Here is a 12,058-nt window from a genome sequence, read left to right as displayed (position 1 = left end):
CGCTGTTCACCCCCGTCGGGTTTTTGCCTGATCCGGCCCACATGCCCGGCCTTTCAGGCATGCCGACACGCTAGGAGTCCCGCCTATGCTGGCTGGTCGTTTCCCTCAGGCCCGCCCTCGCCGTAACAGGTTTGATGAATTCACGCGCAGGCTGGTCGCTGAATCCTCTCTGGGCATCAATAATCTGATCTGGCCGATTTTCTTCACGGAGGGCACAAACTCCGTAACAGATGTGGCCTCCATGCCCGGCGTGCAGCGCGTCTCGCTGGACCGGCTGGCCGCCCATGTCGAGCCCGCCGCAAAACTGGGCATTCCGGCTCTCGCCCTGTTCCCCGTCACACCGCAGGAAGCACGGGATGAGAAGGGCTCTGAAGCCCTGAACCCGGATAACCTGATGTGCCGCGCCGCCCGCATCCTGAAAAAGGAATTCCCCACGCTCGGGCTGATCGGGGATGTGGCGTTGGACCCCTACACCAGCCATGGTCATGACGGCATTATCCGTGATGGCTATGTGGTGAATGATGAGTCCGTCACCATTCTCTCCCGGCAGGCCGTCAATCAGGCCGCAGCCGGGGTGGATATTCTCGCCCCCTCCGACATGATGGATGGCCGCATTGGCAGCTTCCGCAGGGATCTGGATGAGAACGGGTTTGTGGATACCCGCATCATGTCCTACGCCGCCAAGTATGCCAGCGCGTTCTACGGCCCGTTCCGTGATGCGCTGGGTTCGGGCAACCTGCTGAAGGGTGACAAGAAAACCTATCAGATGGACCCGGCCAACAGCGATGAAGCCCTGCGCGAAGTCGAGATGGATATTGCTGAAGGTGCTGATATGGTCATGGTCAAACCGGGCATGCCGTATCTGGATATCATCCGCCGCGTGCGGGATACGTTTGCCGTGCCGACCTTTGCCTATCAGGTCTCCGGTGAGTATGCGATGCTGATGGCCGCCATCCAGAATGGCTGGCTGGACCGTGACCGCGCCGTGATGGAAAGCCTTCTGGCCTTCCGCCGCGCCGGGGCACACGGTGTGCTGACCTATTTCGCGGTTGAAGCCGCGGAACGCATCAAACAGACATACGGCGTCTGATCTCCACACGCCGCTTCACGTTCGCAACACGGCCCTGTGCGTCTCGCCCTTCTGTGAAACTCCCGTTCCGCTGAAAGCGGGTGCGTTCCGGGCCGTGCTGCTGTTACAGTCTGGCAGAATGCTTTCTGCACACCCTGCCACCTCTTTTCCGGACAGGACCTATGGCCTCCACACTGCGGCAATCGCAGTTTTTCTACACGACGGCACCGCAGCCCTGCCCCTACCTGCCGGGGCAGCTTGAGCGGAAAGTGATTGCCGATCTGGCCGTCCCGCATGCTGATGCCCTGCATAACCGCCTCTCCCGCGCGGGGTTCCGGCGCAGCCACACGCTGGCGTACGCACCGGTGTGCGCAACCTGCTCAGCCTGTATCCCCATCCGCATTCCCGTGAACCGGTTTGAGCCAGACCGCACACAGCGGCGCACCCTGCGCCACAATGCCGACCTACGGGCGCAGTGCCTGCCCCCCGTTGCAACGCCTGAGCACTACGCCCTCTTCAGCCGTTATCAGGCTGCCCGGCATACGGAAGGCGACATGGCGACCATGACGGCGGATGACTATCGCAGCATGGTGGAAGATACGCCGGTTGAAAGCATGCTGTTCGAATTTCGGACAGAGGCGGGGGAGCTGATGATTGTCAGCCTGATTGACCGGCTGGAGGATGGGCTTTCCGCTGTGTACAGCTTTTATGAGCCGGACCTGCCCCGCCGCTCACTCGGCAGTCTGGCGGTCCTGTTTCTGATACAGGAAACCGCACGGCTGGGCCTGCCTTACCTGTATCTGGGCTACTGGATTCAGGAGAGCCGGAAAATGTCCTACAAATCCGGCTTCCGGCCTGCGGAAATCCTGACGCATGGCGTCTGGCATGCACTGGAAGCACCCCGGCCGCCAGATGAAGCGGGCGGCGGAGTTATCCCCCCGCCTCTCTGATACCCCCTGCTTTGCAGCGGCCCGCGGCGGAACCGCCCCACCCTGATGCACCGCCCCCGGAGCTTCTGGCGCGCGCCGCCTCAGGCGCGGGTTTTCAGGCTTTCTTGAACGTCCAGGATGGCGCTTCCTTGCCCACGCCAGCCCGTTTGCCAACCCATGTCTGCAAATCTGCAAACGGACGCAGCCGCACATTTCCGGGCCACAGCAGACCTTCCTCAGCTTTGAAGACAACAGCGTGTTTCAGCGTGTCACTCGCCTTGGCATATTTCTGCAAGCCGACCCCCAGACCACGCGCCATGACGGGCAACTGCTCCAGCGGGAAGATAAGGAAGCGCTTGTTCGCACCCAGCACAGCCACCTGATCCCCCTCGGCAGGCACACAGAGGGTCGCACTTTCGTCGCCCTTCAGATTGAGCACCTGACGGCCGGAGCGTTTTTCCGCCACCATGCTTTCCTCATCCACCAGCATGCCGCGCCCGGCGCTGGACGCCACCAGACGGCGCGCACCGGCCTGCACCGGGAAGACCGCAATCACGTCTTCATCATTGGAGAGGTCAAACAGCAGACGCACCGGCTGGCCATCCCCGCGCCCGCGCGGCAGGTCCGCCCCTTTCACGGTAAAGGCGCGGCCGTCCGTCCCGAAGAAGCACAGCTTGTCCGTGCTCTGGCAGGGCACTGCCAGACGCAGGCCATCCCCTTCCTTGAATTTCTGGTTTTCCAGATCCACGGAGTGGCCCTTGATAGCCCGCACCCAGCCTTTTTCGGACAGAATGAGTGTGAGCGGCTCACGCTCCACTGTGTCTACCACGGAAATATCAACGGGAGCCGGGGCGGAGGCCAGCGTGCTGCGCCGCTTGCCCTGCGGCCCTTCGCCAAACTTCTTGACCATGCCGTCCAGTTCCCGCCCGATACGGGACCAGCGCTTTTTCTCATCCGCCAGAAGCATGTCCAGCTCGGCTTTCTCCTTGGAAAGCGCGTCATGCTCCTTGCGGATTTCCATTTCTTCCAGCCGCCTCAGGCTGCGCAGGCGCATGTTCAGCACGGACTCAGCCTGCAAATCTGTCAGGGAGAATGTGGCCATCAGGCTGGCCTTTGCATCATCCTCTTCACGGATAATGCGGATCACTTCATCAAGATTGAGATAAACCGCCAGAAAGCCCGCCAGAATTTCCAGCCGCCGCAGCACCGCCGCCAGACGGTGGCGGCTGCGGCGCTCCAGCACGTCATGCCGGTGGTCCAGCCACGCCCGCAGCACATCCTTCAGGCTCATGACACCCGGAGAGCGGTCCGCGCTCAGAACATTCATGTTGAGCGGAAAACGGCTTTCAAGTGCTGTGGCGCGGAACAGGGTTTCCATGAGCACTTCTGGCTCAATCCCGCGCGTTTTGGGCTCCAGAACCAGACGGATTTCATCCGTGCTTTCATCCCGGATATCTCCCAGCAGAGGCAGTTTTTTCTGCTCCAGCAGATCTGCCACCTGTTCGATCAGGCGCGACTTCTGCACCTGATACGGAATTTCCGTAACAATAATCTGCCACGTGCCAAAACGGCCCTGCTCCACCTCCCAGCGCGCCCGCATGCGGAACCCGCCTCGCCCGGTTTCATACGCCCGCAGAATGGCATCCGAATCTTCAACAATCAGGCCGCCTGTGGGGAAATCTGGGCCGGGCATCAAGGCCAGCAGGTCTGCCGTGGTGCTTTCAGGCTTCCGCACCAGCAGAGCCGCCGCCGCACAGGCTTCCGCCGCATTATGGGGCGGAATGCTGGTGGCCATCCCCACGGCAATCCCGGCGGCACCATTGGCCAGCAGATTCGGGAAGGCCGCAGGCAGCACCATCGGTTCCTGTTCCTCACCATCATAGGTGGGGCGGAAATCCACGGCGTCATCTTCAATGCCGTCCAGCAGCGCCTTGGCGACTTCTGTCAGGCGGGCTTCGGTGTACCGCATGGCGGCGGCGTTATCACCGTCAATGGAGCCAAAGTTCCCCTGCCCTTCCACCAGCGGGTAGCGGGCGGCAAAATCCTGCGCCAGACGCACAAGGGCCTCATAAACCGAGGCATCCCCATGCGGATGGAATTTACCAATGACATCGCCCACCACACGGGCGCATTTCTTGAAGCCGGAGGAAGGGTCCAGCTTGAGCTGGTGCATGGCGTAAACCAGCCGCCGGTGCACAGGCTTGAGGCCATCCCGCACGTCAGGCAGCGAGCGTGACATGATAGTGGACAGCGCATAGGCCAGATACCGTTCACTGAGCGCATCCGCCAGCTTGGTATCCTCGATATGGCCTTCAAATGTCTCGCTCATTTCCTGCTCCCCGGACCAAACACCAGCGCTCACCCGCCAAAGACATACCCTTGCTTACCATTTTGTTCCAGCCCTCGGCAAAGAAGGGCCTGTACGCTCTTTTTCCATTCCTGCCTGCTGTTCTGCTATACTCGGCTCATAGTCTTTTTGCGGAACGCGCCCATGCCCTCGCTCACCAGAAGAACTCTTCTCTCGAGCATTCCCGCCGGAGTTTCCCTGACTGCCGCAATGCACCCCGCTTTTGCCAGGCCTGAGGCGTCTCCTTCCGCACCGGAGCCCCCAGCGCCCGCCAGTTCCCCCGCTGGTTCTGCCAATGGTTCCGCCGAGGGTTCTGCCGCCATCATCCCGCTCTGGCCGGGTGACGCGCCCCCGGGCGGCGGAGGGCCGGGCATCCTCCTGCCTTTGGTTTCTCCCTCAGGGGCCATCTCCCGCATTGCCCACCCGCACCTTGAGGTGTTCCGCCCCGCCGTGCCGAATGGCGCGGCTGTTCTGGTCGCGGGAGGTGGGGGGTATCAGCGCATTTCCATGCGCCACGAAGCCCTGCCCGCCGCACACTGGCTGCAGGAGCTGGGCGTGACCGTTTTTGTGCTGACCTACCGCCTGCCGCAGGAAGGCTGGCACGCAGGGGCCCTCGCCCCGATGCAGGACGCACAGCGCGCCCTGCGGCTGATCCATGCACAGGCCAGCACCTACGGCCTTGATCCCGCACGTCTTGGCGTGCTGGGCTTTTCTGCCGGGGGGCACCTTCTGGGGTTATGCGCGGCCCGTCCGGAATGGCGGTGCTATACACCTGTTGATGCGGCCGATACCGTGCAGCCACACGTTGCCGTAGCCCTTCTGGCGTATCCGGTCGTCACGATGGAAGCCCCCTATCAGGGCACCCGTTCCTGCCACAACCTGCTTGGCCCTCATCCTTCCTCAGAGGAAGCGCGGGCATGGTCCATCCAGACCTATATTCATAAAGGCTGCCCGCCCCTGTTTCTGGTGCAGGCGGCGGATGACCCCATTACCGTGCCGGACAATACCGCCCTGCTTCAGGCGGCCTGCCAGCGCAACACCGTTCCTGTCACGCGATATGTTTTCCCCACAGGGGGGCACGGCTTCGGGCTTGGATACCGCAAAACAGAAACATCCACATGGCCGCATCTGGCGGAAATCTGGATGAAGCAGCAGCATTTTATAAGCTGAGATCCGGAACAGGGCCGTATAGCCCGCAGAGAGGCTGCCCACTCAGGAGCGCTCTTCTGCGCCTCCCGCATCGTCCGGTTTGGAGGCATGCTGTGCGACACGCGCTTCAAGCCGCTCCCGCGCGGCAGGCAGCGGCCTGTGGCGCAGGCCAAAGGCATCACGCGCCAGAAAATATCCTGTCAGCCGCAAGCCAGCCAACCACTCTTCCGGCGTGCCGGTTTCATCCTCTGAAAGCAGAAAGGCCGGTAGCGGAAGCAGGCGGTCTTTCCATGCGCCGGCCCCCTCTTCCGAAACCGCGCGCCCGCTGCGTGGCGAGACATATTTCAGCCCCGTTGTAGCTCCGGTTACAGCACAGCAGGTAAGGTCCAGACCAAACCCCAGATCAGCCAGCAATGCCAGTTCCCATCGCACCACCTGCGGCAGGCCCTCACGCTCTGACACCACAGGGTCTACCCCCAGAAAGGTCAGCAGCCTGATTGTCTCGGCAAACAGCGCCCTGCATGGTTCGCCCTCGGGCAAGGCGGCATCCGCCAGCACACATACGGACTGCACCATGGCCAGCGCCAGCGGGGCCTCCAGCAGCCGGAAGCCGCACCCATACAGCAGTTCACCCGAAAGCCGGATCGGCCCTGTGGCTGAACGCGCCTGAAAGCGCGTTTTAACCAGATTTCCCGGCTGCCACAGCGCACTGCCACTCCGGGAACGCGCCCCGTACGCAACGCCGCGCACCAGCCCGTTTTCTTCTGTCAGCACATGCACGCGGGCATTATTTTCGCCCAGCAAGGCGGCAGAAAGCACAAGGGCGGGAGCCTCCCTTTCAAGGGAAGTCCCGCCCTGCTGCATCATCGCGCAGAAACGCCTGACTTAGACGCCGGAAACCTTGGCCACTTCAGCAGCAAAGTCATCGACTTCCTTTTCGATGCCTTCACCAAGCTGGAAGCGGTCAAAGCCAACCAGCTTCACGCCAGCCTGTTCCAGAATCTTCTTCACGCGGCTTTCACCGTCATGCACCCACACCTGCTCCAGAAGAACAACTTCTTCATAGAACTTGCGAATACGGCCTTCGACCATCTTTTCGATAATGGCTTCCGGCTTGCCGGATTCGCGGGACTGTTCGATCAGCACAGCGCGTTCACGCTCAACTTCAGCCTGATCAAGGCTGTCCACATCCAGAGCGGACGGGCGTGTTGCGGCAACATGCATGCCAATCTGGCGGCCAAGCTGGTTGATGGCGTCAGAAGCAGAGGGGGCTTCCAGAGCAGCCAGAACACCGATCTTGCCCACGCCCGGACGCAGCGCGCCGTGCATGTACGTGGCCACAACGCCAGACGGCACCGTGAACACGCGGGCGCGACGCAGGGACATGTTCTCACCAATGGTGGCGATCAGATGCGTGAGTTCATCAGCCACAGTGCGGCCGGAAGCCAGCGTTGTTGCCTTGATGGCTTCCAGGTCATCACCAACCTTGAGAGCAACCTGAACCACAGATTCAACAAAGTCCTGGAACGCTTCGTTACGGGCCACAAAGTCCGTCTCGGCGTTCACTTCAACCATGGCAGCCTTGTTGTCCACGGACGCAACAGCAACCAGACCTTCAGCAGCCACGCGGCCGGACTTCTTGGCAGCAGCGGCAAGGCCCTTGGTGCGCAGCCAGTCAATGGCGCCTTCAATTTCACCATTGGACTCGTTGAGAGCCTTTTTGCAGTCCATCATGCCCGCGCCAGTTTTTTCGCGCAGTTCTTTCACCAGTGCAGCGGTAATGGCCGCCATAATTCATCTCCTTGAAAACCGCAACGCGCCCGAGGGGGCGCGGACAGGGCTGTCATGCCTGTATGCAGGCACCTACTATATCTGAAAGACCAGCCCGGCAGAGTCTGCGCGGGCTGGCCAGCAAAACTTTAGTTTGCAGCCGGTGCTGCAGCTTCAGCTTCCAGAGCAGGGTCAAGCGGCAGTTCTTCAGCCGCGCCGAAATCCTGGCCAGAAGCCCCCAGTTCAGCAGAGATCCCGTCCAGAACGGAGGAGGAGACCAGATCGCAGTACAGGGAGATGGCGCGGATGGCGTCATCATTGCCCGGAACCGGGAACGTCACACCCTTGGGGTCGGAGTTGCTGTCCAGAATCGCCACAACCGGAATGCCCAGCTTGTTGGCTTCTTCAACAGCCAGCTTTTCCTTGTTGGTGTCGATAATGAACAGGATATCGGGCAGGCCGCCCATTTCCTTGATCCCGCCGAGAGAGCGTTCGAGTTTGTCACGATCGCGGGTCAGCTCAAGAATTTCCTTCTTGGTCAGACCGGCCGTGCCGCCGTCCAGCGTTTCTTCAATCTGGCGCAGACGCTTGATGGAGCCCGTAATGGTCTTCCAGTTCGTCAGCATGCCACCCAGCCAGCGGTGGTTGACATAATACTGGCCGCAGCGACGTGCGGCTTCAGCAATCGGCTCCGCAGCGGCGCGCTTGGTGCCGACGAACAGAACGCGGCCACCACCGGCCACAGTGTTGCGGACAGCCTGAAGAGCGCGGTCGAGCAGGCCAACGGTCTGCTGAAGGTCGATAATATGAACCTGGTTACGCACACCGAAGAGGTATGGCTCCATCCGCGGGTTCCAGCGGCGGGTGTGGTGACCGAAGTGAACACCAGCTTCAAGCAGCTGGCGGAGTGTGAAATCTGGCATCGCCATGGGGCGTATCCTACCTTATCTGGTTAATCCTCCGCGAAGCACGGCCCCTTTTCTTTCAGGGCACCAGAGGGTGTATGGCTTCGCGTGCGTAGTCCCGGCCTGGGCCAAGCGATGCCGATATGGCGGTTTTTAGCGCCCCATGCAAGGCAAAAATGCGGGATATCAGCCCTTTTCCAGCGGCCTGGCCCGTGCATTGGGCACACCATTGCGGGCCAGCAGCGCGCGCAGCGCCTTCACAACCGGAAAAACCTCGATTGTGTGGTCACCCCCCAGTTCGCGCCAGGCCTTCTGTTCCAGTTCCACAATCTCCCGGTCTTCCTCAAAAATCCGGTGTGTGAACAGCCCCAGCGCCGGCCATGCCAGATCCAGCAGAAAGGCCCATTTCGGCTTTTTGACAGACAGCAGGCCGAAAGTCTGCGTGCCAAGCTGGTCAGACCCCAGCGGCACATAGGCCACCCACAGGTCCATCACCAGATCTCCATCCTTGTCATGAATTTTCAGGGTCTGGTACGGATAGGTGGTCCGGATGGAGACAATTTCCTCCACCGGCTGCTCCTTCCCCTCAATCTCCCGGTGTTTGCCGAAAATCAGGGCCTCGGCCAGAGGCTGGTTCCCCCCCTTGCGGGCAAAGCTGTAACGGGCCTCCATAAAATTCTCGCCCTTGTCCTGCCCCATGAAGCGGGCCGTGATGGACCCCATCTGCCGCCGGTGCAGGAACTGATGGTTCATGTCCATCAGGTTTTCATGCATGAAGGTATAGTGGCATTTCAGACGCGGGAAGAACCGGCGCGTCTTGAACTCCGGGTTTCCGACCTGCGCGATCTCCGGCAGCGGCACGCTCTCCGCCAGAGCGGGGTCTCCGGGGAATACAAAAATCAGACCGCCCTTTTCACGGCACGGGTAGGAGCGGACCGGCCGCCCGACGCCTTCCTTGTTCAGGTAAGGCACGGTCACGCATTTGCCGCCACGGTCAAACGCCCACCCGTGATAGCAGCATTTGATACAGTCGCCCTCAACCACGCCCTTGCTCAGCGGCACCTGCCGGTGCGCACAGCGGTCTTCCAGCGCATAGACAGGCCCGCTTTCCGGTCGGACAAGCGCTATGGGGTGCCCCGCATACCGGGCGGGAAACACTTTGCCAGCCCGCACCTTGTGAGACCATGCAATAGGGTACCAGAAATTCGGATCACAATCGATTTGCCGTAAATCATACTCCGCCTCATGAGCCGGACCTTTTCCCGACACAGAAGCCTGTTCAGCCGCTTTCCCCGCAACTGCTTCTACCTGCATGGCATCACCTTCCAGAATAAGTCGGAGACTGATGCACAGAGTCGGGGCATCACCTCACGAGATTACGCTCTCTAGATTGGACTTCCCGAAATATCCGGCAAGCCCTGCCGCTGCATGTCAGATTATCCAGGCGACGCGCTCCGTTACAACGGCCGACAAGATCGCGTCTTCTTTTTTAAACACAGCACACGTCTCTTTAACAGCACCTTGTCTGAAAATGCTCTCAACAACGAGCGCGCTTAACAGATCACTCCTCACCCGGCAGAACTCTCCGGCGCCCCCCGCCAAACCATGCAGCGTCACGCAGCCCTTCACGCAGAAAGCGGCACATCCAGCGCGGCGCAGAGGCTGGCCAGCCCGGCCGGGGACCGCCCGACCGGCTGGCCATCAAGGGTGGACACCACTCGCAGGCCAAGGCTGTTTACAAGATACACAGCCTCCGCCTTTTTCAGGCGCTCCACACGCACACAGGCTTCATGGAGCAGGCCCGCCTGCATCAGCACAGCCCGCGCCACGCCCGGCAATGCACCTTCTGCACCAGAAGGTGTGACAAAAAGAGTGCCTTCCTGAACCACCACCGTACTGATTGTGGTTTCCGCTACCCGTCCACTTATGTTCAGCAAAAGCGCTTCATCACACCCTGCGCGCGCGGCCTCCTGCCGTGCCAAAATATTGGGAAGATAGTTCAGGCTTTTAAGAGTGTTCAGCACAGAGCGCTCATCCCGCCTGACACTCTGGCTGGTCATGAGGGACACGGATGTGACTCGCGCATGCCCTTCAGTGACTGTCATAAACAAGGTCGGCGTTCCTTCACGCGGCGGAAGAAGCCCACGTGGCCCCACGCCACGCGTCACCGTCAGGCGCGCGGAGCCATGCCGCATACCGGTCGCCCCCAGCAGAGCCTGTGCCGCCTGCGCCACAGCCTCCCGGTCTGGCACCTCCAACCCCAGGACCTGTCCGCCATGCTGCAAACGCTGCATGTGCAGATCAAGATGCATCAACGCGCCATTCTTCACGCGGAATGTCTCAAACACACCATCGCCCAGCGTCAGCCCCCTGTCTGCCAGACTGATATGCGCCTGAGCCGCATCACACAGATGCCCGTTCAGCCAGACAACACTCATCCCACCTCTCCAAACAGCGCAAAAAATGGAGCGAGTTTCAGGCGCATTTCCTCGTACTCCTGCTCTGCATCAGAAAGAATGGTAATCCCTCCACCGGCCGCAAGAACAAGTGATCCTTCTTTCCTGATAAGTGTCCGAATAATCACAGAGCTTTGCAAAGCCCCATCCACGCCGGCACAAAAAATGCTTCCGCAATAAGCACCGCGCGGAGAGACTTCCAATTCCTCAATAATTTCCATGGCGCGATGTTTTGGGGCACCGGTGACTGACCCGGGTGGAAAGGTGGCCTGCAACAGGCTCCAGACATCCCGCCCTGCCTCCAGAACACCCCGCACTTCTGAAACAAGATGATGCACATGGGCAAAACGCTCGACCTTCAGAAACTCCGGAACCTGCATGCTGCCCACCTGTGCCACACGCCCTATATCGTTGCGCATCAGATCCACAATCATCAGGTTTTCAGCACATTCCTTTTCATCCGCGCGTAACTGTGCGGACAGGTCTGCGTCATCCTCCGGCGTGCTGCCCCGTGGGGCCGTGCCCTTGATAGGGCGGGAGGCCACCCACCCCTGCGCATCCATCCGCAGGAACTGCTCGGGCGATGCGGAATGCAGCGCATACCCCGCCCCGCAGGAAAGATAGGCCCCAAACGGGGCCGGGGCCTGCCGCCGCAACGCGAGAAAGAGCGCGACATTTGAAAACTCTTCCGGGAACTGCGCCCGATAGCGCCCCGTGATATTGACCTGAAAAATATCCCCAGCACCAATATAGGCTTTTGCCCGTTCTACCGCCTGACAATAGGACGCACGCGATTGATCAGGGTAGAAACGGACCTTTGGCAAAGAGGGCTGCGCCGGTAGCGTATCCGGAAGAGCGTCCCACGCCGCAACACAGGCTTCACGCTGCGCGGTGGCAGCATTGCTCTGCCCTTCCAGAACAATGCCTGCTACAAATGCACGTTTTGAAAAACGATCCCACAGAAAAGCATGATCATAAAACCCGGCAGTAAAATCGGGTTCGTCACCTTCGGACGAAAGGGACTGAACCCCTTCCAACTGCATCCCGAGACCATACCCCGCAAACCCGATCAGCCCGCCATAAAACGGGAGGCTGATGCCGTCGAGACTCTCGGGCACCTGCCCCGCAGGCGGCATGACATGCCTTAACAGCGTAAACAATGTGCCCGCGTCACAGGGCTTCGGCGGCTCTGAATCCCAGAAAATCTGTTTATCGCGCACAATAAATGTGTTCCGCGGCATGCGGCAGAAAATCTGCCAGCGGCTCCGTTCCTCCACGGGGCCACCACTATCCAGAAACGCGCACCAGGGAGCCTCCCCCCATGCTGCAAACACTGTATCCGGCTCACGCCAGAACAGTTCCTGCGCCCAGACGCGCGCCTCTTCCATGGTTTTACTCCCCGGCCTGAACGCCGCCCCCAGAACGCCTGCAGC

At 60.7% G+C, this 12,058-nt stretch carries 10 protein-coding genes; 3 read left to right on the top strand and 7 right to left on the bottom strand.

Annotated elements, in window-relative coordinates:
* The first annotated feature begins 85 nt into the window (after positions 1–85).
* Positions 86–1,090, top strand: a complete 1,005-nt coding sequence (hemB, locus tag GOB82_RS06670; protein ID WP_166121378.1) for a porphobilinogen synthase — start codon at positions 86–88, stop codon at positions 1,088–1,090.
* A 161-nt stretch (positions 1,091–1,251) separates the two neighbouring features.
* A complete protein-coding gene (locus GOB82_RS06665; protein WP_166121375.1) occupies positions 1,252–2,019 on the top strand; it encodes an arginyltransferase in 768 nt (255 codons plus the stop codon).
* A 94-nt stretch (positions 2,020–2,113) separates the two neighbouring features.
* Here GOB82_RS06665 and parC read toward each other — a convergent pair whose 3' ends face one another.
* Entirely contained in the window at positions 2,114–4,327 is a 2,214-nt protein-coding gene (gene parC, locus GOB82_RS06660) for a DNA topoisomerase IV subunit A (protein ID WP_166121373.1), read from the bottom strand.
* A gap of 162 nt (positions 4,328–4,489) precedes the next feature.
* On the opposite strand from parC, the gene GOB82_RS06655 reads away from it, so the two are divergent.
* Positions 4,490–5,515 (top strand): alpha/beta hydrolase, encoded by a 1,026-nt coding sequence (locus GOB82_RS06655; RefSeq protein ID WP_166121371.1) that lies wholly within the window; start codon positions 4,490–4,492, stop codon positions 5,513–5,515.
* A 42-nt stretch (positions 5,516–5,557) separates the two neighbouring features.
* On the opposite strand, the gene recO is transcribed toward GOB82_RS06655, so the two are convergent.
* The 6 genes from recO to GOB82_RS06625 all read right to left on the bottom strand — a co-directional run bounded on the left by recO (position 5,558) and on the right by GOB82_RS06625 (position 12,013).
* Positions 5,558–6,361 (bottom strand): DNA repair protein RecO, encoded by an 804-nt coding sequence (gene recO / locus GOB82_RS06650; RefSeq protein ID WP_166121369.1) that lies wholly within the window; start codon positions 6,359–6,361, stop codon positions 5,558–5,560.
* A gap of 18 nt (positions 6,362–6,379) precedes the next feature.
* On the bottom strand, positions 6,380–7,285 hold the full coding sequence (gene tsf / locus GOB82_RS06645; RefSeq protein ID WP_166121367.1) for a translation elongation factor Ts: 906 nt from the start codon (positions 7,283–7,285) through the stop codon (positions 6,380–6,382).
* 128 nt (positions 7,286–7,413) lie between these two features.
* Positions 7,414–8,193, bottom strand: coding sequence for a 30S ribosomal protein S2 (rpsB, locus tag GOB82_RS06640; RefSeq protein ID WP_166121365.1), 780 nt, complete (start codon positions 8,191–8,193; stop codon positions 7,414–7,416).
* Positions 8,194–8,355: 162 nt separating this feature from the next.
* A complete protein-coding gene (locus tag GOB82_RS06635; RefSeq protein ID WP_166121362.1) occupies positions 8,356–9,483 on the bottom strand; it encodes an aromatic ring-hydroxylating dioxygenase subunit alpha in 1,128 nt (375 codons plus the stop codon).
* Positions 9,484–9,794: 311 nt separating this feature from the next.
* The gene (locus tag GOB82_RS06630) at positions 9,795–10,607 is read right to left on the bottom strand and encodes an aminotransferase class IV (RefSeq protein WP_166121360.1); all 813 of its coding nucleotides are present in this window, start codon (positions 10,605–10,607) and stop codon (positions 9,795–9,797) included.
* Positions 10,604–12,013: an anthranilate synthase component I family protein gene (locus GOB82_RS06625; protein ID WP_166121358.1), complete on the bottom strand. Its 1,410-nt coding sequence runs from the start codon at positions 12,011–12,013 to the stop codon at positions 10,604–10,606. Before GOB82_RS06625 ends, GOB82_RS06630 begins: the two co-directional genes overlap by 4 nt.
* Positions 12,014–12,058: the final 45 nt, after the last annotated feature.

Source organism: Acetobacter farinalis (assembly GCF_011516935.1).
Lineage (GTDB): Bacteria > Pseudomonadota > Alphaproteobacteria > Acetobacterales > Acetobacteraceae > Acetobacter > Acetobacter farinalis.
Note: the sequence above shows the minus strand (reverse complement) of the source record. Positions and strands in the feature narration are given on the sequence as shown.